We start from the raw sequence: 23,976 nt of genomic DNA on the forward strand, positions 1-23,976 counted from the left end.
TTTAATTGATATTTAATCTGGTGTGTATCGCTGCGATGAAAATGTGCCAGCGATTTTTCTGGGCTGTGCTATAACCTTTTTTAGCCTGAATGATTATGGCTGAAATTTCTTTGTTTAGAATATATTAGGATAATAGTTATGCCAGAAGTTTTTGCTCCCAAAGAAATCCCAGTAATTAAAAAAAGTGGCCTGGTGTTGGCGATGGTTTTGTGTGCATCCCTACTGAGTGCGTGTGATTGTGACGGCGATTGTGATGCAAGCAGTGCAAATAATGCGGTTAGCCCTACCGTTCCTGCGCCTACGCCTGTTGATCCTCCAGTGGTTACACCACCCGTTACACCGGTAGTACCGCCAGCCGCCGCCAAATGTGCTGATCCCCGTTTCTGCAAGTTTGATAGCACCGGTTCTTTGCTGGATGACTCTGCAACATCGTGGTCATGTGTGCAAGACAAGCTGCTTGGTAACTTCTGGGAAGTCAAAACTGACGATGCTGGTTTGCGTGATAAGGACTGGACTTATGCGAAAACAGGTGCAGCCGGTGCGTGCGGTGACAAATTAACGGCATGTTCGCCTGATGCTTATGTTGCAGCAGTGAATGCAGCGGCAGCTCCTCCTTGCGGCACTGCCCGGACTTGCCGTTTGCCCACGCATCCAGAATTGATTTATCTGAGCTTTCCTGACGCATTCTTAACACCTGTTGTTGCGGGTGTGCCAACCACTGCTGGCAAAGTGACAAGCACGGCTACGGGTTATATGCCACCGGCTGCTTTCTTCCCTGATATTGTGGCTGATGGTTTCTACTTTAACTCTGGTGATGCACGCCAAGTTGCTTACGGTGTTTCAATTCCCGCTGGCAGCAGCGTTGATGCGATTAGTTTATTGGGAATGGCTCCGGCGGTTGGGTCAGATCTCGCTGGTCACATTCGCTTGATTTGTGAATAATATGCTTTAAGTAAGGGCGAAGGGGCTTCCCTTCGCTCTACATGTTGTCGCCCTGTCCACCACTTATCATAAAAATTATTACGCATATATCAAAAAAATCTGCTTTTCTTCTATACTATGCTATAAATATTATTGTTATCTATTAAATGTAACTCATCGACTAATCATCTTATAGGGCAGGATAATGACTAAGCTAACAACAGTACAATCTAACGTTAATTTTTATAAGAAAAGTGGGCTTTTCTTGGCAGTCGCACTTTCCGCTTCTCTACTGACTGCTTGTGGCGGCGGCGGTGGCACGGCGGCAACGGCTGATACAATACCGATTACAACTACTCCAACAACACCAGTTGTAACTACTCCAACAACACCAGTTGTAACTACTCCTGTTACGACTCCCCCTACAACGCCGATTACGACTACTCCCACAACGCCTGCGGCGAAAACATTTACTAAGCTAAATCTCACAGGTGCTGCTTACGTGGCAGATGGCGTTCAAACGATCGGTTGTGTTCAGGACTCTCAAACCAAGAAGTTCTGGGAAGTAAAAACCAATGCTGCTGATGTAGCAAAATCTGATTTCCGTGATGTCGATTACGGTTACTTCTGGGGTGTTAATGTCGGCTCCACCGCTGGTACGCCTGCCATTTCCAATGCGACTGTAGCGACAAGTGCATGTTCGGGTGTGGGTTCCGCATTGACCAAGTGTAATACAGACGCTTATGTCAAGGCTGTGAATGCGATGAATACTGGCAAAGGCTTGTGTAACAAAACAACTTGGCGCTTACCTACATCGGCTGAATTGTTAGGATTGCTGGATACTAGCAAGACCACTGCACCTTATATTTACAGTGATTTGGGCAGTACTGCATTCGATGGTAGCGATACCGATGGTCGTCCGTTTGTGTATGCATATTGGTCTGCTACCGCAGTTGCTGGGGCGCCGTCGCAACGCGAAGCGGTAAGCTTCTCTAATAAATTGGCAAACGGTCAAATTAAAGCGCATAACATGGTTGATCAGATCAATGACCACATCCGTCTGATCGCTGATTAAGAGCGGGTAGGAAACCAGTGGAGCGGCACATCGCGCTTCACCCACTCGTAGTGTGTGGCGGCCTTAGTGCCGCCACAACTGTTTGAGCCACAGCCGCCACTGCTACAAGTACCCGCTGCTTGTTCGCGAATTTTGCCTTTACGTTGCCAATAGTGCAGTGCAAAACGCGCCGTATCCGCCGCAATGTCGAAATGGGTAGCAACTTCCGTCAAGTTGGCGCTACCGCGCTGTTGCAGGTAATCGCGAATTTCCCCTAATAGCATCTGATTTGTTCCCCACTCGATAAAAAGCATACACCGCCGCCGCAAACGTACCAAGCATCGCTGTTACCCACAACAATGATTGTGTGGGGTGTTGGCTGAAGGTCGCACTCTGGTAAAACACCGTTGCCGCCCCGTAGCCCAAGCCGGTGCTCCAAGTGACACCCAGCAATGCCCAACGCGCCCCAACTTCGCGGTACATCGCGCCAGTCGCTGCCACGCACGGAAAATACATGAGGATGAACAGCAAATAAGCAAACGCCCCGATTTTGCCATCAAAATGCTGATTCATCGCAATAAACGTGGCACTGCTGACTTCAGGTTCGGCATCAATCGCCCCAAAACCCAAGGGGTCGCCCACATTCGCCAGCGCCTCGGCGAGGTTGGTGGGAATGGTTGCCAAGGCATCTTGCAAACCCGCGCTGACACTGAAAACGGGCGCGGTTTCGGGCGCAAGTTCCGCGCCAGTATTCATCTGGCTGTACAACGCATCCAATGTGCCAACAACCACTTCTTTTGCCAGCAAGCCGCTGACAATGCCAACGGTGGCAGGCCAATTGTCTTGCTGAATCCCCATTGGCGCAAATACCGGCGTTATGGTTTTAGCGGCGGCACTCAACACCGACTTTTCGGTATTTTGGTTGCCGAAACTGCCGTCAGTACCCAAGCTGTTGACCACGTTAATCACCATGACCACCATGACAATCAGTTTGCCCGCGCCAACAATAAAGCCGCGCAACTTGTTCCAGGTATTGATCAAAATATTGCGTAAACCCGGTACTTGGTAGGTTGGCATTTCCATCACGAAATGATCAGCGCCGCCTTGTAGCAAGGTTTTACGCATAATCAAGCCGGTGAGAATCGCAAAGCCAATCCCGATTAAGTACAGCAGAAACACAATATTTTGCCCACCACTCTGGAAAAAAGCTGCCGCAAATAAGGCATAAACGGCTAAGCGTGCGCCGCATGACATGAACGGTGCCATTAACACGGTGAGGATACGCTCGCGTGGGCTATCCAAAGTACGAGTCGCCATGATAGCGGGGACATTGCAACCAAAGCCCACAATCAGTGGCACGAATGCTTTGCCGGATACGCCCAGCTTGCGCATAAACTGATCCATTACGAAGGCGGCGCGTGCCATGTAACCGGATTCTTCCAGCAAGGTCAAAAATAGATACAGTGCCGCAATAATTGGGATAAAGGTTGCCACCACTTGCAAGCCACCACCCAAGCCATCTGCCAGTAGGGTAATCAACCATTCGGGCGTGCTAATGCTGCTCAACAGATGCCGTACCCCATCGACTGCCAAGGTTTGCGCACTGAGGTCAAAGAAATCAATGAACGCGCCGCCAAGGTTGATACTGAACAGAAATAGCAAGTACATCATGACCAAGAAAATGGGAATGCCTGTCCAATGACCCAGCACCCAGCGGTCGACTTTATCGGAAAGGGTGCGGCTGATTTTACCGCGTTCTTGCGTCACGTCTTGCGCAATGCGGGTTGCCAGATCAAAGCGGGCATCTGCCAGCAAAAAATCGAGTTCCTCGTGCGTTTCCGCTTCTATTTGTTGATGCAGGGGCGCAATTTCTGGCGCGGTCTGCTGGGTTTGCAAGGCTAACAGCGCGTCAACCCGTGACATGCCTTGCTTTTGCAAGTGTTGCAGCGCGTTTTCAATACTTGCATGGTAGGCAATGTCAAAATGCAGGGTGGAATAACTGGGAATGTAGTGGCAAATCGCGTGATGAACCGGGTGCAAATCCTTGTCTTGGCGCAGCGAAACCGGGATTACCGGACAACCCAGCCGCTCGTGCAAGGCTTGCACGTCAATTTTTCTGCCGCGCCGTTCGGCTACATCCATCATATTGAGTAACACGATCATGGGTACGTTCAACTCGCGCAATTGCAGCGTGAGGTATAAGCCGCGCTCCAGCGTGCTGGCATCCACAATATTGATGTACAAGTAATCCGGGTATTGCTGCACAAACTGACGCGCCACCAACTCATCCGCCGAGGTGTCGCTGTAATCGAGTGAATACGTGCCGGGGAGGTCAACGACATTTAAATCTTCGTTGAGCAAACGGCATTGGCCTTCTTTGCGTTCAACAGTGACACCCGGCCAGTTGCCGGTGCGTTGGCGTGCGCCGGTGAGCAAATTGAATAGCGTGGTTTTGCCCGCGTTGGGGTTGCCGAGCAAGGCAACTTCACGATGCAGGGCGTTTCGGGGACACCGTTTTTCGTTGGCGTTACAACATTCCTGCGCCATGGCTTACTCCTGCACGTGAACCATAATGTGATCGGTAATAGTACGCCCAAGGCTGATGCGATTGTTACCATTGCCCAAGACAATATCGCCATTGCGGTTGCGCAATACGTCGATGCGTGAACCTTTGCCAATACCCATGCCTAATAAGCGGATGCGTGTGGCATTGTCGGTTTGGATGACGTGGATGTGGGCGGAACTGCTTTCCGTCAAGGTCGAGAGAGGTTGGGCATCGGCTAAGCTCATGCGCTGGCTACCTGCATCTGAAAATGATTCTCAAATTTATATCACATTTTCTTAATATTCAAGTTGCGTTGAACATTTTAAATAATCATCGGTCATAATCGGTGATACAGGCATTGATACGCTGGTATCAAGTCGTGGACTCCTCCGACAATCTTCCTCCCCGAACATTAGGCGGGGAGGTATTTTTCCGCCACAGCTTATGAGGGCTACTGTGAAAATAATTCATTACTGTGTGTCAGCGTTGCTCTTGTTCGCCTTAGCGGGATGTGAGCGGCTGGAACAAGACATGCTATCCGCACCCGATGATACCTCGATTGACCGTTACGGCTTGGATACCGTGAAGCTAGGCGAAAAACGCCCAGAGGCAGCCAAGCAATTGCAGGCGTTGCTCAATCAGCCGATGGAATGCAAACCCGGCAAAACCGGCCTAGGCGACAAACGCAAAGCCTACCGCTTGGAAGAATGCACCGCCACGCCAACCAATGGCACTGTCGGCAAATTATGGAATGAGCCACTCGGTTTCTTCAAAGCTGTCTTTGTGGAAGACCAGTTATGCAGTTTGGAATTGCAACTGAATACGAGCGGTGATTACGAAGCCTTGTACGACGCGCACGGCAAAAAAATTCTGAATCTGTTTGGCAAGCCCGATGAGGCAAAAGCCACGGGTGTGTTGTGGCAGCGCGAGACCGACGAAGCCACGCTCAAAGATTTAGGTGATGGCAAAGTCAGGCTGGAAATTCGCAATAAGCAAGTCATGCAAGCTTTGCATCACCAAGGATAAGGAAGGGCAAAGGGGGCAGGCGGGGCATAATGTTGGTATGATACTGGCGTCATGGATTCACCAGTGTTGTTATGCCCCGCATTATTTTATTCAACAAACCGTTTGACGTACTCTGCCAATTTACCGATCAGGAAGGCAGGGCGACACTCGCCGACTACATTCCCGTGCCGGATGTCTACACCGCCGGGCGTCTTGATCGCGATAGCGAAGGCTTGCTGCTGCTAACCGATGATGGCAGTTTGCAACACCGCATTGCCGACCCCAAACACAAAACCAGCAAAACCTACTGGGTGCAAGTCGAAGGTGCGCCAACCGATGCCGATTTGCAGCCCTTACGCCAAGGCATTCGTTTGAAAGATGGCATGACTCGTCCGGCAGAAGTGCGCGTCATGGCTGAGCCGCACGGTTTGTGGGCGCGTGTACCGCCGATTCGGGTGCGCCAAAGCATTCCTGATACGTGGTTGGAAATTACCATTAGTGAAGGGCGTAACCGGCAGGTAAGGCGCATGACCGCCGCGATTGGCTTTCCTACCTTGCGCTTGATTCGTTATCGGATTGGGCAGTGGACGCTGGATGGTTTGGCGAGTGGGGAATGGCGTGAACAAACAAAATAATCCCCGCCCCCTCTCCGGAGTCGATCAGAGAGGTAAAGCGGGGACATAAAAACCGTGTTGACGCGGTGTTGGTTTACTTGCAAGCAACGTCTTTGGTGCTGGCATCTTCAAAATGCAGGCGGCACAACCCTGGTGCAATCGCCTCATTTTGAACAATAACTTGAACAGTGCTTTTGGTAGCGGAAGCCGATGCGAGTTGATCAGAGCTTGCAACCGCAGCAAAAACGGTCAGTGATAAAGTGAGTGTGACGGCAAACTTGAACATTTTTATCGCTCCTACGCTACGGTTTAATCAGGTCATCTGGCATTAATGGGTTGCAGTGATTGCATGGGAGGAATTATCTCCCAACTATTGCGCCGTTTCTGTGATGGCTAACACGTTTTGCAAGATTTACCTTGAATTTTTAAGTTAACGTAACAAATCAAGCCCCGTTTGGTATACGCCGGTGTGCACTGCATATATCCCTAACAGGCTATGCGGCAAATTATCATGCGACAATTCCACTGATTTTTTGGTCTGTAAGGTTGACCAAGCTTGCGGATTTTGTTGCCAATAGCTTTCGGGTCGCCACAATAACATCGGGATGTGCGTTTGTGCTTTGGGGGCGAGTAAATAAGGCAAGCCGTGCAAGTAAATGCCGTTTTCACCCAACGATTCCCCGTGATCAGACGCATACAGCAGGAACGTATCGGCCTGAGCGCTCTGTGATTTTAGCCAGTCAATCGCTTTACTCAACACGTAATCGGTATACAAAAGGGTGTTGTCATAGGCATTAATCACCTCTTCGGAAGAGCAGGTGTGCGGGGTGTCGTGTTGGCAATACGGCTGAAATTGCGCAAATTCCGGCGGGTAACGTTTGTGGTAAGTCGGGCCGTGGCTACCAAGGGTATGCAAGACGATTAACACGTCCTGATCTCCCGCCACATAACGCGGCAAATCGGTGAGCATCGCTTCGTCGTAATAACCGTGATCGCTGTACAGATCATCTGCTGGATTGGCGTTTTGGGTCATATTGGTATTTTCAATGCGAGCACACACGCCTTTGCAACTGGAATTGTTATCAATCCAGACCACTTTAACGCCCGCGTGTTGCAGCACATCCAACACATTCGACTGCCTATCGGCGGCTTCAGGGGAGTAATCGGCCTGCCCAAGAAACGAGAACATGCACGGCACGGAATAAGCGGTGGAGGTACCGCAGGAGGCGACGTTTGCAAAACTGACCAAGGTTTCCTGACTTAAACGCGGATTCGTCGGGCGAGCATAACCATTCAAGGAAAAGTGATCCGCCCGCGCCGTTTCGCCGACCACCATAATGCCGATGGTGCGGCGTGGGGCTGCTTTTTGTTGGCGAGCATCATTGCCGAGGGTGACAAACGGTTGTGCTTTGCCTGCGTATAAGGTGTCGAAGTAGCGATAGCTCGAATGCAGTGCAAACAACGGGGTGATATACACTTTTAACCCGGCGTTCTCACGCCCGAAAAATGTCGCATATTTGTTATTCACCACAAACAAGCCCGTCGCGATGACTATCAAGCCGACGGCATAAGCGGTGCGAATGCCCGCGCCGTGCCACCAACGTTGGTGGCGCTTCATGGGGATTAGTGCGATGACAATGCTGGGTGCTACGCCCCACAGTAAAACATGCAAAATAAGGGGGAGGGACAGGAGTTCGCGTGCTTCTTGCTGATTATTGTCACGCACGGTTTCGGCAGTGTTACGGATCATATCCACGTCAAACACGATACCCAGTGAATCGGTGAAATAGCTCAATACCGCCGCCAACATCACCACACTCATCAATAACGGCTTGAGTAAAACGCTTTGCGCCAGCAGCAACAGCGGCACCCCCAACAATGCCAACATCAAGGCAAATAGCGTTACCACAAAACCACCCGCATCCCATGAGAAGACATTGAGGCGTGAATGCAATTCTGCAAATAAGGTTTGGTTGTAAGCCACTGTCACAAACAAGGCGACAACAGTAATGAGACGAGCAGGAGACCAGGGGAATTTCAAAAACACGGTGATGCCAGAATATTGCTAAAAACTGCGCATTCTAACAGCAATCGAGCTGAATGAATCCGGCGAATGTCTTATTGGGGGGTATGCCGGGCAATATTTACCGCGTGTGATTCATGGGGCAAACCGTGTAAGCCGTTTGGCTGATGCATTGGCTTACGGTTTGTGAGGTTTGTCGGTTGGTAACACGGAATGTTTCCCGCAAGCTACCTCAACGAACACCATTTACGTTGAACCCAGGAGAAATACCATGTCTGACACGATGTCCCGTTACAAACCGTTCCCTATCGCCTTGCATTGGCTGACCTTGCTGCTGTTGATTGCCGTGTATGCCTGCATTGAGTTGCGTGAGTTTTATCCCAAAGGCAGTGACCCGCGCAATGCCCTGAAAAGCTGGCATTTCATGCTGGGCTTGAGCGTCTTTGGTTTGACCTTGCTGCGTTTGGTCATGCGTTGGATGAACCCACCACCAGCCAAGGCAGCGTCTATTGGGTATTGGCAAGGGTTATTTTCAAGCGTGATGCATGTTGCGCTGTATGCCTTATTGCTGGCGATGCCGATATTGGGCTGGGCGGTGCTGAGTGGCGAAGGCAAAGCGGTGATCTGGTTGGGGTTGGAATTGCCTGCACTGATCGCGCCTGACAAGGCATTGGCGGAATCGCTGAAGGGTTTGCATGAGATTGTTGGAACCAGCGGTTATTTCCTAATCGGCTTCCATGCACTGGCGGGGTTTTATCACCATTACATCCAGCGTGACAACACCTTGCTGCGGATGCTGCCCGCGCGTGGATAAACGGGGCGTGGTACATGTGTGCCGCCTTATCGCGCAAATGTCTCAGGTGGTAATTCTGGCAGCAATGCGGCTTTGACAGGGGGGTAATTTTGGGACTAAATTCCCAAATTATGGAAAACATACTGAAGTACGCCATTCGCCACATCCTAAAACCGCTGGTGCGCATCCTGCACCGGAAGGGTGTGGCAGTGGGTGAGCTGAATGAGATGTTGAAGCAGATTTACGTGGAGGTATCAGAAGACGTGTTGGCAGCAGCGGGCGAACGTCCCACTACCTCAAGGATTGCGATTGCTACCGGGCTGACCCGCAAGGAAGTTGCCCAGTTACGGCAGGCAATAGCGGTGGACGTGGATGCGCCTACCGGCAGCTATAACCGAGGAGCGCGGGTCATGACCGGCTGGCTGGCTGATGCCGAATTTCTGGATGCTGAGGGCAAACCGGCGCACTTGCCGCTGCACGGTGAGCGCGGCAGTTTTGCGGCGTTGGTCAGTCGCTACAGCGGGGATATGCCGACCCGCGCCATGTTTCAGGAAATGGAACGGGTAGGGGCGGTGCAACGGGATGCGGCGGGGCAGGTGCAATTGATGGCGGCTGGCTACATTCCGCATTCGGATGAGGCAGAAAAGCTGTCGATTTTGGGAACTGACGTGGCAGCCCTGATGAATACCATTGCTCATAACCTGACAACTCAGGAACGCAGCCAACTGCATTTCCAGCGCAAGGTCAGCTATGACAACTTACCCGTGGAAGCATTGCCGGTTTTCAAGGCAATGGTTGCTAGGGATGGGCTGGATTTGCTCATCAAATTCAATGCATACCTCGCTACCCAAGACCGGGACAGTAACCCGCAGGTTGAGGGTACGGGCTGTATGCGTGCCGGGGTCGGCATTTACTATTTCGAGGAGCCGGTTGCCGCGCAGCCAGAGGACAGGAACAGCGATGACGTTTAAAACAGGGTTTGCCACTTTATTGCTCGGAACGCTGTTGATGGCGTGTGGCGAAAGCAACTTCACGCAGCTTGCGACGGGTGGCATTGGCGGCACAGGGATTTCGAGCGGGCCGATTACCGGTTTTGGGAGCATTGTTGTCAATGGTGTGAAATACGACATTGAGCAGGCGACCCTGATTCGCAACGGTCAGCCTGCCAGCGGGCAGAACGAATACCGCATTGGTGAATACGTCACGGTCAAAGGCCAGATTAACCCCGACGGTGCGACAGGCAAGGCCAGCGAGGTGGCGTTCAGCAATGAGCTGGAAGGCACGGTTACGCATGTTTCCACCGATGGGGTTACGGTTGGCATTATGGGGCAGGTGATTCGGGTCAATGCTCTGACGGTGTTCCACGGTTTTACCCTGCTTGCCGAGCTGATGACGGGCAATGTGGTGGAAGTTTCCGGGGTGCGCGACGGGCAGGATGTATTGGTAGCAACCAGTATTACCCTCAAACAAACCAACTATGTGCCGGGGGCGACGCTGGAAGTCAAAGGCATCATCCGCCAGTTGGATGGGCGGAATAAGACGTTCCAAATGGGTGGTTTGACCGTGGATTATTCGCAGGCGCTGTTGGAAGACTTTGGGGCGGTGGCGCTTGCCAATGACCAGTATGTGGAAGTGCAAACCCTTCAACCTCTGCAAGGTAGCAAGCTGCAAGCCAGCAAGGTGGAACTCGAAGATGACCACGACCGCCTTGATGCGGGTGTGGAGGTGGAATTGGAAGGAGTAGTCACACGCTTTGTTTCTATCGCTGATTTTAGCGTCAATCGGCAAGCCGTGGTAACGACGGCGAATACCGAATTCGAGGATGGTGCTGCCAGTGCGCTGCGCTTAAACGCTTTGGTGGAAGTAGACGGACAAATCAATGCGCAAGGCGTGTTGGTGGCGGATGAAGTGTCACTCAAAGATTTTGGTTTTTAAAAAAATGCTCCGGTATTACGAGTACCGGAGCATTCAACAACTCACCCAGTGATTGGGTAAGCACTTTGGTAAATGGCAAATGGAGAAAACCTCATGAAAGCCAGTATAAACATTCCTTTAGCACTTGCGCTAGGGGCTTTACTTGTCGCCTGCGGTGGCGGCGGTAGCACCACTACCGGCACTACCAGCAGTGGTGATAATGATTCCGGCACAACCGGGACAGCTAATACCACCACGACAACCACGACCACGGCGAGCGGCAGTATTGCCCCTGCGATCACCGCCCCGGATGGCTCACGCTTGCTGGCCTCGCAATGCTTCCAATGCCACGGCATGAATGGCGTTTCTGCCAGCGGTATTGAGAGCATTGCCGGAGAAAGCGCCGCCAGTTTGGTGGAAGAAATGCTGGAAATGAAATACAGCACCAAAGTCGACATTATGCACTACCAAGCCAAAGGCTATAGCGAAGACGAAATCCGCTCCATGGCGCAATACTTGTCTGCTCTGCCAAAAGACCCCAATGGAGGGAATGACTAATGGCTAACCTAAATCGTCGTCAATTTTTACAAACCTTAGGGTTGGCATCCGCCGCTGCTGCAACGTTAACCTTTAGCCAACTGAGCAAAGCAGCCGATGCTCGTCCGCATGTGGTGGTGGTCGGTGGTGGCTTTGCTGGCGCAACCGCTGCGAAATATTTGCGCTATTGGTCAAACGCGATTGATGTGACGTTGGTCGAGGGTAATGCCACGTATTACTCCCCGATTCTCAGCAATCTGGTGTTAAACAACCAACGCAACCTTGGGCAGATCAGTTTCAATTACAACACCTTGGCGCAAAAATACGGGGTGAAAGTGATTCAGGAATGGGCGGACAGCATTAATGCGCCCAACCAGTCGATTACCTTGCGCAACGGCGCGGTGCTGAATTACGACCGCTTGATTGTTGCGCCGGGAATTCAGTTCATGGATGTACCGGGTTTAGACAGCAATAAAATCCCTCATGCCTGGCAAGCGGGGGCGCAAACGACGTTGTTGCAACAACAAATCGCGGCGATGCCAGCCGGTGGCACGTTTGTGATGACCATTCCTGCTGCCCCTTACCGTTGCCCGCCGGGGCCGTATGAACGGGCTTGCGTGGTGGCGGATTGGTTACGCATCAATAAACCCGGCTCCAAAGTTGTGGTGTTGGATGCTAACCCCGCGATTACGGTTGAGCCGACCATTTTTGGCACTGCGTTTGCGCAATACGGGGTGCAATATGTACCGAATGCGACCTTGCAGAGCGTCGATTCTGATCAAAAGATTGCGTACACCAGTGCAGGCGAATTCAAAGCCAGCGTGTTGAACGTGATTCCACCGCACCGCGCGGGCGATTTGGTCACGAAGTCAGGGTTGGCAAATGTGGGTGGCGGGCGTTGGGCTGGGGTGAATCCTTTGAGTTATGAATCCACTGCCGTGCCGAATATTCACATATTGGGTGACTCGCAAGGCACGGGGCAACCCAAGGCGGGGCATATTGCCAATGCAGAAGCCAAAGTGTGTGCGGATGCGATTTTGCGCTTATTGGCAGGTCAACAACCTTATGCTGCGCCTGTGACCAATTCGGCGTGTTACAGCCCGATTTCCAGTGATACGGCTTCGTGGTTAACCGCCGTGTATGCGTATGATTTGGCAAGTGGCACAATGAAACTGGTGCCGGAATCCTTCGGTGCTGCCGCTGCGCCCAGCAATAAGTATTACAACCGCATGTTTGATTGGACAACGAATCTGTTTAACGACACCTTCGCGTAATCTCTTCTGGCTAATGATGACAATAAAAGCCCCGGTGTTGTGATCAGCACCGGGGCTTAACTAGCCAACCAAAGTGCTTGTTTTTTCAATAGCTGCCAAGGAAGGAGTGCACGACATGCCCCGTGCTAGTGAGTTGTTTTTTATCAGTTTATTGGTCGTTATTACCCTGCTGAATATCTACGATTTTTACAACGATTATGGCGAGTATCTCGACGGTGATTACGGTATTTGGAATCTTACCTTAGAAGCTTTTGTGATTCTGGCCTCGACGTTGGGGATTGCATTCTTGATTCGCGTGATTCAGCAGCGAAGTCGCGAAGCGGATGTGTTACGGCGTCAGCTAAAAACGACCCGCAAAGACTTGAACGCGATGGATGACAAAATACGTCAAGCCAGCCGCCAATACAGCGAGGTGATTCAAGCGCAATTAACCACTTGGGAATTTACGCCCAGCGAAAAAGAGATTGCCATGCTGTTGCTCAAAGGCTTGAGTTTTGACGAAATCGCCGGTATTCGGGATGCCAAGGAAAAAACCGTGCGCCAGCAGGCAACCGCGATTTACCGCAAATCAGGGCTGAGTGGGCGGCATGAATTTGCGGCATGGTTTTTTGAGGATTTCCTGCATTAAGATAAATCCGACGGCAAGTGTCATTTTGAATACGCCTTGCTGTGCGATAAACAGCTTTCGATGCAGCGCAAAATTTCACGTTCCATCGCGTGTGTATCGCTAATGCGCAAATGCGCACTCAAAAACGACACCACACGGTGTGCCAGCCGTTGCCGATCATCAGCGGGGGCGATGACCGCCGCATAGAGTTCTTGATCCTGTTCCGAAAAGCTGCAAATCAAGTTTTTCAGCGCCGAATCGTCTTGAATGACCAACATTGAAAAACTGCGGGAATGCCTACTGATGGTGACAAGCGCCTCCCGTGTGGTGTTAATAACCGTATTGTGCATGAAAAGCTCCTTAACCGAGAAAATCTTCAAAAAACCACGCCGCAAATTCATGCCGTCCATTCAACCCCGATTTGCGGTAAATGCTGCTGGCTTGTTGGCGCACGGTTTTTTCCTTGGTATCGCGCACGCTGGAGATTTCTTCAAAGCTCAAACCTTTAAGCAATAACAGTGCCACGGCTTTTTCACTGGGGGTTAAATCCCACGCAGTGAGTTGTTCTTGAATCACGGCACTGTATTGTTTACTGGTATCACGTAATTTTGTATTGAGCGCGTCAAGATCGCTATGCGCGTGTTGTAAATCGGCACGAGTGAGCGTTAAGGTACGGTGCAATTCCTTGTTTTCTTGGTAACGCTGCCGCATTTGCCAAACCACAATAGAAGCACCGCACAGCGCCAGCAAGGTGATAATGCCTTCCATGATCAGGTAATTGATACCGTGATAATCTTCAGTAAATTCATGAATAAAATTAAGCAGATAGGGAGCTGCCAGTAAAATCAAAATAAACAGCAAAAAGTGATCTTTGTAACGCGCCATGGTGGTGACATTTCTCGCTAATGTGTGGGTAAAGCATTGTAGGCAACTGTCCCAAGCCTTGGCTATCGGTTAAATGCCTGACGGCTAATGGACGGTTGGCGGATAGCGTTAACTGCTGATGTTAGCGCATTCTAAGCCTATTGTTAGGTTTATGGAGTTTTTGAGATGCAACGTCATCAATTATACGGCTGGCTTATCCTCGTAGGCAGCGTGTGCGGCAGTACCCCAACATGGGCAGACACGCCGCAACAACTGTTGGACGGTTACAAGGCGGAGGCACAAGCAGAAAGCCCTGATTTCAAAGCGTTTGATTCGCAACGCGGCGAGCAATTTTTCAATAAGACGCACGCCAACGACTGGAGTTGTGCGACTTGCCATACCAGCAATCCTGCCGCTATGGGCAAACACGACAAAACCGCTAAAAGCATCGAGCCATTAGCACCGAGTGCGAATGCCGAGCGTTTCACCAACCCGAAAAAGGTGGAAAAGTGGTTCAAACGCAATTGCAACGATGTGTTGGAGCGCACCTGTACGTCGCTGGAAAAAGGCGATGTGTTGACCTATTTACTGAGCATTCAATGAGGGCATGACAATGTTAAAAATCAAGCGTAACCGTGTGATGACTTGGGTGTTAGGGGCATTGCTATTAGGCAGTGTCGCCAGTTTGCCGGTGACGGCGGATGATGACGGCGATGAATACCGTGAAAAAGGCGGAGGCAACGATACTTCGGCAGCGATGCCACCTGCCTGGAAAACCGAATGCGCGGAGTGTCACCTTGCGTACCCAGCGAAGTTATTACCCGCCAGTGGCTGGCGCGAAATCATGGGCAATCTGGGGCAACATTTCGGCACGGATGCGAGTTTGGATGCCGCCACCATTGCCGAGATTTTGCCATTTTTGGAACAAAATGCCGGTTCTGAGCGCAAATACGCGGCGGCAGAGGGCAAATCGGCGTTGCGCATTACTGAAACGCGCTGGTTTGTGCATGAACATTACGACGAATTATCCCCTGCGGTGTGGAAGCGGGTAAGCAGCCCTTCCAATTGTGCGGCTTGCCATACCACGGCGGAACAGGGCAATTACGACGAAGATTTCATTAAAATTCCACGTTAAGGAGAGTTCCCATGTTGCAACGTATTTTAGTGTGGGATGTGCCGACACGGGTGTTTCACTGGTCGTTAGCGTTGTCCTTTGCCGGGGCGTATGTGACGGCGGAATCGGAACGTTACCGCGATATTCATTTGGCCTTGGGGTATGTCTTGCTGGGGCTGTTGGTGTTTCGCTTGGTGTGGGGGCTGGTGGGAACGGCGTATGCGCGTTTCAGCGCGTTTACCTTTACGCCCTCGCAAGTGAAAGCGTATTTGCTGGGCTTGCTGAGCAAGCAGCCGCAGCATTACGTAGGACATAATCCGGCAGGTGGGGTGGCGATTTTTGCGCTATTGGCGTTGGGCTTGCTGATCAGTGTCAGCGGGCTGGGCTTGGAATGGGAAATCGGTGATGAAGATTTTATGGAGGAATTGCATGAAATCGCCGCGAATCTGATGTTGGTGGTGGTGCTGGTGCACATTGCTGGGGTGTTGATTAGCAGTGTGTTGCATCGGGAAAATTTGGTGCGGGCGATGTTTACCGGCTACAAGCAATCTGCCACAGCAGTCGGTATTACACGGGCGCATGTTGGTTTGGGTGTGGTGTTGCTGGTGGCAATCGTGGGTTTCTTGGGGTGGTATTTGGTGTGATGCGATTGGGGGATTTTCAGCTTCATTTCAGATAAGCCGGTTAGTCTACAAACATACATTAATTGAATTGTTTGGAGACTTACCATGAAAACCTTAACCCTGACCCGTCATGCGCTGTTGGCTTGTGCCGTCACGTTGTTGGTTGGGTGTGGTAGTAGCGCTGCTGATACTACCGCACTCACCACAACGGCTGCGGCTGCGGCAGCGTCTGTTGTGGACGCTGCAACAGCCAGCACTACCGATGCGGATGATGCGACTACCAGCGTTGCGGATGATACCACCACCATCACCACGCCCAGCACAACCACTACGCTGACAGCCGACGAAACCGCCACGCTGCTATTCGTGCGCGAAGAAGAAAAGCTGGCACGCGACGTTTACCTCACGCTCTTCAACAAGTGGGGTACTAAAACTTTCCAAAACATCGCCCTCAACAGCGAACAGCAACACATGGATGTGATGGGAACGCTGGTTGATACCTACAATTTGCAAGACCCTGTAGTGATCGACACCATTGGCGCATTCACTGACCCGGTATTGCTGGGGCTGTACCAAGATTTGGTCATGCGCGGCTCTACTTCGTTGAATGACGGTTTACTGGTGGGCGGTTTCATCGAAGAATTTGACATTAACGATTTGCAAGAAGCCATCGACGAAGCCAACGCTGGCAGCAAACCCGCCGATATTATTGTCGCCTACACCAACTTGATGTGCGGTTCACGCAACCATTTGCGCTCATTCGTGGGGCAAATTGAGAAAAACGGCGTGGATTACCAAGCGCAAGTCATTCCACAAGCCACCGTCGATGCCATCGTCAACAGCCCCGAAGAGCAATGCGGCAAATAACGGCGACAACTGTTACCCCCCAATCATAAATACAAGGAAATATCCCCATGACATTCCGTAAAACACTCATCGCAGGCATGATTGCCATCGCTTGCACAGGTCTGTTGACCACACCCACGTTTGCCAAAGGCAACGGGCAGCAGCAAGCGCAAGCTCAGGTATTGAGCGCCGCTGAAACCCAATCCCTGCGTTTCATGCGCGAGGAAGAAAAATTGGCACGCGATGCGTACATCAGCCTGTATCAGCAATGGCAATTGCCCGTGTTTAACAATATTTCTCAATCTGAACAGCAACATACCGATAAAGTCAAAGCCTTGCTGCAAACCTATCGGATTGCTGACCCTGTGACCAATGATGCCGTCGGCGTGTTCCAGAATGTGGATTTGGCAGCATTGTACGCAACGCTAATGGCGCGTGGACAAACCTCCGCCTTGGATGCGCTGTACGTCGGTGCGTTGATTGAGGAAGTGGATATTGTGGACTTGCAAAAATCCATGCGTGAAACCACCCGCCCCGATCTTCTCAGCACTTACGACAATCTGATGCGTGCGTCACGCAATCACCTGCGAGCGTTTGTTGGGCAAATTAAAAGCCAAGGCGTGACGTATGTGGCGCAAACCATGCCACAAGCGGAAGTGGATGCCATCGTTAACAGCCCAAATGAGCGAGGCGGACAAGGCGCTGGTAATGGGCGTGGACAAGGTAGAGGGCAAGGCCGAGGGATGTAAGTAATGCGCCTGCTACCGGAGCAATACCGATAGCAGGCAGTTTGTTTCAGGATTTGAGCTTGCTCAGGGTGTTTTGGATGATGGTTTCCATATCCTGCCCTGACTGTTTCATAACACTGCCCGCTTCCCCACCGATCTTGTCCCCCATGCTGACGGAGTTCATGCGGGAAATAATGACTTCACCTGTGCTTTTTTGGTACAGGGCGACACGGCAGGGGATCATGGAGGCGACAAAACGGGTGTCATCGCTGCCCAACAGTTTGGAGCTATATTTGCCGCTACAGGCTTGGAATACCAGCACTGGCGCAACACTGTAACCACGTTCTGCCAATATCTCGCCGATATTGTCCATGCCAAGAATGCTCCAACCATTAGCCACTGCTGCTGCCTGAAAAGCGGCACTGGTTGCTGTCAGGTTTTTAGGGCTGGCGTCCTCCAGAAACAAGGGTGCGTTATTGGTTGATGTTGCTGGCGGTGTACTGGTGTCATCGTTGCCGCATCCAGCCAAATGCAAACTCGCCACCGTCAGGAGGATAGCTGCCAAGGTTTTCACAACCATACTGCCCCCTGTTAGTTGGTGCTTAAACGGCTCATGGTTTTGGCAATAATACCTTCCATATCAGTACCGGATTGCTGGATGACGCTGCCAGCTTCGCCACCGATCATTTGTGCCATACCGACAGAGTTCATGCGCGAAATGACCACTGTGCCATCGGATTTCATGTAAATGGCGACCCTGCAAGGGATCATGGAGGCAATGAAACGTGTTTCATCTTTTGCCAACAGTTTGGAACTGTATTTGCCACTACAAACGGAAAACACCATGACTGGGTGGACAGTAAAACCACGCTCGGACAAGACACCCGCCACATTATCTGTGCCGAGTAATGACCAGCCCGCAGCAGTCACTTCTTCCTTGAATAGCTTTATGGCGTTGACAAAGGCAGCCTGACCTTTCACCGGGGATACATCTTCCAAAAACATGCCCGAAGCATCAGGGGTAGGGGATGCCTGAACGGATGAAAAGGCAACCATGCTGGCGAGGGCGATGGGTGCAAACAGGGTGATAACTTTTTTTAGCATAACGTGGGATCTCCTAAGCGGTCTTCATTTGTAAATTTAATATAACTAAAGCCTAGCATAGCTTAAAAAAATTACCCGAATAAAATTAGTTCACTAGATAGATAAGCATATTATTATTTTATAAATTAATGGTTGTTCTGATCAGAATAATTAAGGTTTCTGGTGAGGATGTTTTAGTAACAGGCTTACGCTATTGTGAAATAGTATCCGGAAAATGTCCTAAGTGCTGAGTTTTTAGACAAAAATTAAGCCGATGGTGCAGTTCCTTAAGACTATACTGCAATGGCTGATGTCTTTAATAAAGATAAATGTTCACTAGGATGGAGTGTTACCGCTATGCAATACCGTATTGTTTTCCCGACCTTATTGGCGACCTTGAGCCTGTTTGCTTGCAATAATTCAGACAGCCCCGCCAACCTCGCCACTGATACCACCACACTGAGCAGCACCCCCACGACAGGCATGACCCCCGCATTGACAGCGGAAATGGCGCAAGTGAGCCGTGCTTACGTACCTGCCTTGTTTTACACCAATAACACGGCTGCCCCCCAGCCGGTTGCCGCCGCAGGCAAAGCCGCCTTGAGCCGTTTGGATAGCCGCTGGCAAGCCTTCGTGGTTAACAGTGCCGCCACGTTTCCACCCGCAGCCACTGCCAAACCTGCCGTGGATACGCACTTGTTAGCCGCCAACAATACGCTGGATCAAGTCAGCGCGTACCCCGCCGATTTTAGTGCTGCCCACGAACATCTCGAAGACATCCGCACCGTTATGCTGCAAATGCGCCGTGATAATGGTGTTGACGATGTGATGGATACCCTGACCTTGGCACATCGGAGCATGGGCGATGTGGTCGCCGCCTTCACGGGTGCAACCACGCCTACCTTGCTGACACAGCAGCACAAAGCCGATTTGACCGTGCAACTGGCTAACTACACCAACGCCTTTAACACCTTGGCAGCACGCAAGATTGACAGCGAGCTGTTCGGTTTTTCCCCTGCAAAAACCCAAGGGATACAAGCCGCTGTAAGTGCTTCCAAGCAAAATAATACGGCACTGCAAGACGCGCTCTTGCTCAATGATAATGCTGCTATCCTAGCCGCCGCGAACAAAGTGAAGCCGTTGTTTGTGAAGTTGTTCCTCGCGTATGGCGATTTTCTCAGCCCTTCTGCGCCGCAATGGGTCGCGTTTGATCAAGCCTACATTCCCGCCTTGTTTGCCAGCAATAACACCGCCGCCACCTTTGAAAATGTGCAAGCCGCCCAAACCGCGCTAACCACCTTGGAAACCCGTTGGAATGTGTTGGGTTCAGCCACCACGCCCGGCCGTTATCCCGTGACCTTGCAAACCCCGCTGAATTGGACGGCGTATTTCAGCGCCATCAACGCCAATATTGCCGCCTCAAAAACCGCGTTGGCGGCAGCCTTGGCAGCAGGCGATTTCCCCAGCGACATCACGCCCGCGCACGAACCGCTGGAAGATATTCGGATGCAATTGCTGGCACTGCGTACCTTGGAAAATTATGCGTGGGTGATGGATCCGATTACCCGTTACCATCACGGTTTTGAGCCTGCATTGACGGCGGTGAATAATGTGATGGATGGCAGCCAATTGACCGCTGAAATCACCGCGATTATTGCGCAAACCCTGCCAGTCTTGCAGGCTGAAATGCCAAAAATGGTCACAGCCGTGCAACAGCTCGACCCTGCGCTCTACGCTTTCAGTGCCGAAAAACAGGCAGCGTTGAATACTTCCCTGACGGCACAAACCAAGAATCTGGAAGCCTTAGCCGCTGCGTTGGCCGCGAATGATGCGGCTGCGATTGTGGCGCGTACCAAGCAAGTGAAAGCCTTGTTTGTGCCGTTTTTCCTCCAGTTTGGCGCATAACGGGTTAAGGATGGCTACCTGTGTGGTAGGTCAACTGCACTTTTTCCCCCACGGCTAACGGCTGTTTCAACCCAATACTGAACAACGACGGTCGATGCGTATTCCGCAGGCGGATGGCAGAAGAATGTTCTACCCAGCCTGTTTCGCGCACCTTGCCGTTGGTATCTAGCACCGTGTAATCGACATGCCCGAAGTGTACGGGATTGCGTCCGGTGCGGTGGATTTGCCCTTTGATGGCAGTTTTCGCGCCATTCGCATCGCTTTCCACCCGCAAGGAGCGAAATGCCACGGCTGCCGCTTGTGTGTTGGTGGTAAACAGCGTCTCGGCGTTGTCTGCCACCAGCGGGTGAGTGGTGCAAGCCGTCATGAGCGGCAATAGCGCAGCCGCCACCAGCCAGCTAGGTTTAAACATAGGGAGTCTCCGTTAAATTAAGGGTGTTGTTCGGCAGGCATACGGGATTTTTCACCCTTCAGCACAAACTGGCGGTACAGCAGTGGCAACAAAATCAGCGTCAACATCGTCGCGCTAAGCAATCCACCGATCACCACCGTTGCCAGCGGTTTCTGAATTTCCGAGCCGGGACCGGTGGCAAATAACAACGGCACTAAACCCCAAGCGGCAATACTGGCGGTCATCAATACCGGGCGCAGGCGGCGCAACGCCCCTTCGCGTACCACCGCCGTGCCTCGGTAGCCTTGCTGGTGCAATTGGTTGAAAAATGTCACCAATACCACGCCGTTGAGTACCGCAATCCCCAGCAGTGCAATGAAGCCTACCGACGCGGGTACGGATAAATATTGCCCAGAAATCCCCAAGCTAAAAATGCCACCAATCAACGCCAACGGCACATTCGCCATCACCAGAACGGTTTGGCGCACATCCCGAAACGTCAGAAACAGCAGCAAGCCAATCATGGCAAGCGCAATCGGCACGACAATGAGCAAGCGTTGCGCCGCGCGTTGCTGGTTCTCGAATTGCCCGCCCCACGTAATGCTGTAGCCGGTCGGCAAGGTCACTTTGGCGGCGACGGCAGCTTGGGCTTCTTCCACAAAACTCACCAAATCGCGCCCCGCCACATTGCTTTGTGCCACCACGAAACGCCCTGCATTTTCGCGTTTAATCGCCACGGGGCCTTCGGTGCGGACGAGTTTTGCCACTTGATCAAGGCTGATAATGCGCCCATCAGGAAGTGTCAGGCGGATTTGCTGCAAGGCTTGGGGCGCTTGGCGCAATTCGGCAGAACCGCGCAATTGCAGCGGAATGCGTCGCCCTTCTTGCTGGATTATACCGATAATTTCACCTTCGAGCTGGGTGCGTAGCAGGCTGGCAATGTCGTCTACCGATAGCCCAAAGCGTCCGGCGGCTTGGCGGTCAATTTCGGCACGCAGGTATTGCACCCCCGCGTTTTTCTGGGTGTAAACGTCGGATGCACCGGGGATTTTCTCCAAAATCGTGACAATTTGTTGTGCCAGATCGCCCAATACCGCCAGATCCGTGCCGAAAATTTTGATGGCAACATCGCCACGACTGCCGGTCAGCATTTCGGAGACGCGCATATCAATCGGTTGGGTGAAGTTGTAACCCACACCGGGGAATTTTTCCAACACTTGACGGATTTCTTCTTGCAGCCATTCTTTATCCGGCGTTCGCCACGTTTCGCGGGGTTTTAATACCAGAAAGCTGTCTGTTTCATTCAGGCTCATCGGGTCAAGACCGAGTTCGTCCGAGCCGACCCGTGCGACGATGCGCTCAATTTCTGGGATGCTATCCAACAAGGCTTGTTGCACTCGCAAGTCGGTTGCGACGCTTTGATCCAGACTGATCGAGGGCAGTTTTTCCAATTGCACCAGCAAGTCGCCTTCATCCATCGTCGGCATGAAGGTTTTACCAATCAAGGGGTAAGTAGCGCCTGCGCCTAACATCACCGCGATGGTCAGGATGTAAACCAAGCTAGGGCGTTTTAACGCGGCATCTAACACCGGCAAGTACACGCGGCGCGATACACGCAATAGCCACGGATCATTGTGCGCAGCCTGTTTCAGCAACCACGAAGCCAGTACCGGAATCACCGTCAATGCCAATAGCAAGGAAATGGACAGGGCGAAAACAATCGTCAGCGCGACCGGCGAAAACAGCTTGCCTTCCAGCCCTTCCAATGTCAGCAGCGGGAGGAACACCAAGGCAATAATGACAATGCCGATACTGACGGGGGAGGAGACTTCTTGCACCGCCCACAGGACTTTTTGCCGTTGCGGGGTTTTGGCTTTTTCATCGTCATGCGCCAGATGTGCCACGATATTTTCGACAATCACCACCGCCGCATCCACCAGCAAGCCGATCGCAATGGCTAAACCGCCCAGACTCATTAAGTTGGCGGATAAACCAAATTGGCGCATCAAAATGAACGTGCCTAACACCGACAGCGGCAAAATCAATGCCACCACGAACGCCGCCCGTAAATTACCCAAGAACGCGAACAAAATAATGCCGACCAATACAAACGCTTCCAGCAAGGCTTTGCTGACGGTGTGAATGGCTTTGTCGACGAGGGTGGAACGGTCGTAAAACGGCTCAATGGTGACACCGGGCGGCAAGGTTTGGCTGATTTCCGCGAGTTTGGTTTTAATGTTGGTGGTGAGTTGCCCTGCATTTGCGCCGCGCAAGCTCAGTACCAAGCCTTCGACCGCTTCGCCCTTGCCATTTTGGGTGACTGCGCCGTAACGGGTGAGTTCGCCGAGGGTGACTTGCGCGACTTGCCCGACGGTGACGGGTACGCCGTCCACGCTTTTGATGACAATGTGGCGCAAGTCGTCCAGCCCGTTGATGCCACTTTCGATACGCACCACCCACGTTTCTTCGCCTTCATTGACGCGCCCCGCGCCATCGTTGCGGATATTGGTGTTCAGCGCGGTACGCAAATCGTCCAAGGTTAAGTGACGAGCGTTGAGGGCGGCTAAATCGGGGGTGATTTCAAAGGTGGTGGCACGTCCGCCAAGGGCGTTGACATCGGCAACACCGGGCAGGGCGCGAAGTTGGGGGCGAATGGTCCAGTCCAACAAGGTGCGTTTGTCTTGCAGCGGCAAGTCGCCTTCCACGGTGAACATGAAAATTTCGGAGAGCGGGGTGGAAATCGGGGCTAAACCGCCAGTCACATTGTCAGGCAAATCGTTTTTGACGTTGGCAAAGCGTTCCGCGACTTGGCTACGCGCCCAGTAAATATCCGTGCCTTCGGCAAAGTCGAGGGTGATGTCGGTGAGGGCGTATTTGGAGACACTGCGCAACACGACTTGGTTGGGTATCCCCAGCAATTCGGTTTCGACGGGTTGGGCGATTCGCGCTTCGACTTCTTCGGGGGTCATGCCTGGGGCTTTGAGGATCAGCTTGACTTGCGTGGTGGATACGTCGGGAAACGCATCAATCGGCAGTTCCTGAAAGGTGCGGACACCAAACACGGTCAGCAGCACGGTCAGACCAAGGATCAGCCAGCGTTGTGCGAGGGAAAATTCAGTGAGCCAATTCAGCATG

Annotated in this window: 27 protein-coding genes; 16 read left to right on the forward strand and 11 right to left on the reverse strand. The window is 51.9% G+C overall.

The window, feature by feature from the left end:
* Positions 1 to 138: 138 nt before the first annotated feature.
* The gene (locus tag HMY34_RS12105; protein ID WP_202715741.1) at positions 139 to 942 is read left to right on the forward strand and encodes a hypothetical protein; all 804 of its coding nucleotides are present in this window, start codon (positions 139 to 141) and stop codon (positions 940 to 942) included.
* 184 nt (positions 943 to 1,126) lie between these two features.
* Positions 1,127 to 1,996 (forward strand): Lcl domain-containing protein, encoded by an 870-nt coding sequence (locus HMY34_RS12110; RefSeq protein WP_202715742.1) that lies wholly within the window; start codon positions 1,127 to 1,129, stop codon positions 1,994 to 1,996.
* Here HMY34_RS12110 and HMY34_RS12115 read toward each other — a convergent pair.
* Genes HMY34_RS12115 through HMY34_RS12125 form a run of 3 tightly spaced genes read right to left on the reverse strand, consistent with a single transcriptional unit; the run spans position 1,993 to position 4,765 of the window.
* The gene (locus tag HMY34_RS12115) at positions 1,993 to 2,259 is read right to left on the reverse strand and encodes a FeoC-like transcriptional regulator (protein ID WP_202715743.1); all 267 of its coding nucleotides are present in this window, start codon (positions 2,257 to 2,259) and stop codon (positions 1,993 to 1,995) included. The two genes, HMY34_RS12110 and HMY34_RS12115, sit on opposite strands and share 4 nt — an antisense overlap.
* Complete coding sequence (gene feoB / locus HMY34_RS12120) at positions 2,216 to 4,522, reverse strand: Fe(2+) transporter permease subunit FeoB (RefSeq protein ID WP_202715744.1); 2,307 nt, start codon at positions 4,520 to 4,522, stop codon at positions 2,216 to 2,218. Before feoB ends, HMY34_RS12115 begins: the two co-directional genes overlap by 44 nt.
* Positions 4,523 to 4,525: 3 nt before the next feature.
* Complete coding sequence (locus tag HMY34_RS12125; RefSeq protein WP_202715745.1) at positions 4,526 to 4,765, reverse strand: FeoA family protein; 240 nt, start codon at positions 4,763 to 4,765, stop codon at positions 4,526 to 4,528.
* Between the two features lie 211 nt (positions 4,766 to 4,976).
* On the opposite strand from HMY34_RS12125, the gene HMY34_RS12130 reads away from it, so the two are divergent.
* Positions 4,977 to 5,546 carry a hypothetical protein gene (locus HMY34_RS12130; protein WP_202715746.1) on the forward strand — a complete coding sequence of 190 codons (570 nt, stop codon included), beginning with the start codon at positions 4,977 to 4,979 and terminating at the stop codon, positions 5,544 to 5,546.
* Positions 5,547 to 5,617: 71 nt separating this feature from the next.
* Positions 5,618 to 6,160: a pseudouridine synthase gene (locus HMY34_RS12135; protein WP_202715747.1), complete on the forward strand. Its 543-nt coding sequence runs from the start codon at positions 5,618 to 5,620 to the stop codon at positions 6,158 to 6,160.
* Positions 6,161 to 6,233: 73 nt separating this feature from the next.
* On the opposite strand, the gene HMY34_RS12140 is transcribed toward HMY34_RS12135, so the two are convergent.
* Entirely contained in the window at positions 6,234 to 6,425 is a 192-nt protein-coding gene (locus HMY34_RS12140; RefSeq protein ID WP_202715748.1) for a hypothetical protein, read from the reverse strand.
* 144 nt (positions 6,426 to 6,569) lie between these two features.
* Entirely contained in the window at positions 6,570 to 8,180 is a 1,611-nt protein-coding gene (locus tag HMY34_RS12145) for a phosphoethanolamine transferase (RefSeq protein ID WP_202715749.1), read from the reverse strand.
* 253 nt (positions 8,181 to 8,433) lie between these two features.
* Here HMY34_RS12145 and HMY34_RS12150 point away from each other — a divergent pair, with 253 nt between their 5' ends.
* From HMY34_RS12150 to HMY34_RS12175, 6 genes are all read left to right on the forward strand, one after another.
* Positions 8,434 to 8,976 carry a cytochrome b gene (locus HMY34_RS12150; protein WP_202715750.1) on the forward strand — a complete coding sequence of 181 codons (543 nt, stop codon included), beginning with the start codon at positions 8,434 to 8,436 and terminating at the stop codon, positions 8,974 to 8,976.
* 110 nt (positions 8,977 to 9,086) lie between these two features.
* Positions 9,087 to 9,926 (forward strand): DUF6502 family protein, encoded by an 840-nt coding sequence (locus HMY34_RS12155; RefSeq protein ID WP_202715751.1) that lies wholly within the window; start codon positions 9,087 to 9,089, stop codon positions 9,924 to 9,926.
* Positions 9,916 to 10,890, forward strand: coding sequence for a DUF5666 domain-containing protein (locus HMY34_RS12160; protein ID WP_202715752.1), 975 nt, complete (start codon positions 9,916 to 9,918; stop codon positions 10,888 to 10,890). The genes HMY34_RS12155 and HMY34_RS12160 overlap by 11 nt, the downstream gene beginning before the upstream one ends.
* Positions 10,891 to 10,983: 93 nt before the next feature.
* Entirely contained in the window at positions 10,984 to 11,427 is a 444-nt protein-coding gene (locus tag HMY34_RS12165) for a c-type cytochrome (RefSeq protein ID WP_202715753.1), read from the forward strand.
* Entirely contained in the window at positions 11,427 to 12,680 is a 1,254-nt protein-coding gene (locus HMY34_RS12170) for an FAD-dependent oxidoreductase (protein ID WP_202715754.1), read from the forward strand. The genes HMY34_RS12165 and HMY34_RS12170 overlap by 1 nt, the downstream gene beginning before the upstream one ends.
* Before the next feature lie 115 nt (positions 12,681 to 12,795).
* The gene (locus HMY34_RS12175) at positions 12,796 to 13,308 is read left to right on the forward strand and encodes a helix-turn-helix transcriptional regulator (protein WP_202715755.1); all 513 of its coding nucleotides are present in this window, start codon (positions 12,796 to 12,798) and stop codon (positions 13,306 to 13,308) included.
* Positions 13,309 to 13,328: 20 nt separating this feature from the next.
* Here the strand turns inward: HMY34_RS12175 and HMY34_RS12180 are convergent, their stop codons facing one another.
* Both HMY34_RS12180 and HMY34_RS12185 read right to left on the reverse strand, forming a co-directional pair.
* Positions 13,329 to 13,637, reverse strand: a complete 309-nt coding sequence (locus tag HMY34_RS12180) for a hypothetical protein (RefSeq protein WP_202715756.1) — start codon at positions 13,635 to 13,637, stop codon at positions 13,329 to 13,331.
* Between the two features lie 10 nt (positions 13,638 to 13,647).
* A complete protein-coding gene (locus HMY34_RS12185) occupies positions 13,648 to 14,172 on the reverse strand; it encodes a helix-turn-helix transcriptional regulator (protein ID WP_202715757.1) in 525 nt (174 codons plus the stop codon).
* Positions 14,173 to 14,337: 165 nt separating this feature from the next.
* Here HMY34_RS12185 and HMY34_RS12190 point away from each other — a divergent pair, with 165 nt between their 5' ends.
* From HMY34_RS12190 to HMY34_RS12210, 5 genes are all read left to right on the forward strand, one after another.
* On the forward strand, positions 14,338 to 14,754 hold the full coding sequence (locus tag HMY34_RS12190; protein WP_202715758.1) for a DUF1924 domain-containing protein: 417 nt from the start codon (positions 14,338 to 14,340) through the stop codon (positions 14,752 to 14,754).
* A gap of 4 nt (positions 14,755 to 14,758) precedes the next feature.
* Positions 14,759 to 15,286, forward strand: a complete 528-nt coding sequence (locus HMY34_RS12195; RefSeq protein WP_202715759.1) for a diheme cytochrome c — start codon at positions 14,759 to 14,761, stop codon at positions 15,284 to 15,286.
* 11 nt (positions 15,287 to 15,297) lie between these two features.
* A complete protein-coding gene (locus HMY34_RS12200) occupies positions 15,298 to 15,909 on the forward strand; it encodes a cytochrome b/b6 domain-containing protein (RefSeq protein ID WP_202715760.1) in 612 nt (203 codons plus the stop codon).
* 84 nt (positions 15,910 to 15,993) lie between these two features.
* Positions 15,994 to 16,755: a DUF2202 domain-containing protein gene (locus HMY34_RS12205; RefSeq protein ID WP_202715761.1), complete on the forward strand. Its 762-nt coding sequence runs from the start codon at positions 15,994 to 15,996 to the stop codon at positions 16,753 to 16,755.
* A gap of 47 nt (positions 16,756 to 16,802) precedes the next feature.
* Positions 16,803 to 17,483 (forward strand): DUF2202 domain-containing protein, encoded by a 681-nt coding sequence (locus HMY34_RS12210; RefSeq protein ID WP_202715762.1) that lies wholly within the window; start codon positions 16,803 to 16,805, stop codon positions 17,481 to 17,483.
* Between the two features lie 46 nt (positions 17,484 to 17,529).
* On the opposite strand, the gene HMY34_RS12215 is transcribed toward HMY34_RS12210, so the two are convergent.
* Positions 17,530 to 18,042, reverse strand: coding sequence for a DUF302 domain-containing protein (locus tag HMY34_RS12215; protein WP_202715763.1), 513 nt, complete (start codon positions 18,040 to 18,042; stop codon positions 17,530 to 17,532).
* Positions 18,043 to 18,053: 11 nt separating this feature from the next.
* Complete coding sequence (locus tag HMY34_RS12220; protein ID WP_202715764.1) at positions 18,054 to 18,566, reverse strand: DUF302 domain-containing protein; 513 nt, start codon at positions 18,564 to 18,566, stop codon at positions 18,054 to 18,056.
* Positions 18,567 to 18,902: 336 nt separating this feature from the next.
* Here HMY34_RS12220 and HMY34_RS12225 point away from each other — a divergent pair, with 336 nt between their 5' ends.
* Positions 18,903 to 20,450, forward strand: a complete 1,548-nt coding sequence (locus HMY34_RS12225) for a hypothetical protein (protein ID WP_202715765.1) — start codon at positions 18,903 to 18,905, stop codon at positions 20,448 to 20,450.
* A 4-nt stretch (positions 20,451 to 20,454) separates the two neighbouring features.
* Here the strand turns inward: HMY34_RS12225 and HMY34_RS12230 are convergent, their stop codons facing one another.
* Both HMY34_RS12230 and HMY34_RS12235 read right to left on the reverse strand, forming a co-directional pair.
* Positions 20,455 to 20,862 carry a hypothetical protein gene (locus HMY34_RS12230; protein ID WP_202715766.1) on the reverse strand — a complete coding sequence of 136 codons (408 nt, stop codon included), beginning with the start codon at positions 20,860 to 20,862 and terminating at the stop codon, positions 20,455 to 20,457.
* A gap of 17 nt (positions 20,863 to 20,879) precedes the next feature.
* Positions 20,880 to 23,975 carry an efflux RND transporter permease subunit gene (locus tag HMY34_RS12235; RefSeq protein WP_202715767.1) on the reverse strand — a complete coding sequence of 1,032 codons (3,096 nt, stop codon included), beginning with the start codon at positions 23,973 to 23,975 and terminating at the stop codon, positions 20,880 to 20,882.
* Position 23,976 lies beyond the last annotated feature (1 nt).

Source organism: Thiothrix subterranea, from assembly GCF_016772315.1.
Lineage (GTDB): Bacteria > Pseudomonadota > Gammaproteobacteria > Thiotrichales > Thiotrichaceae > Thiothrix > Thiothrix subterranea.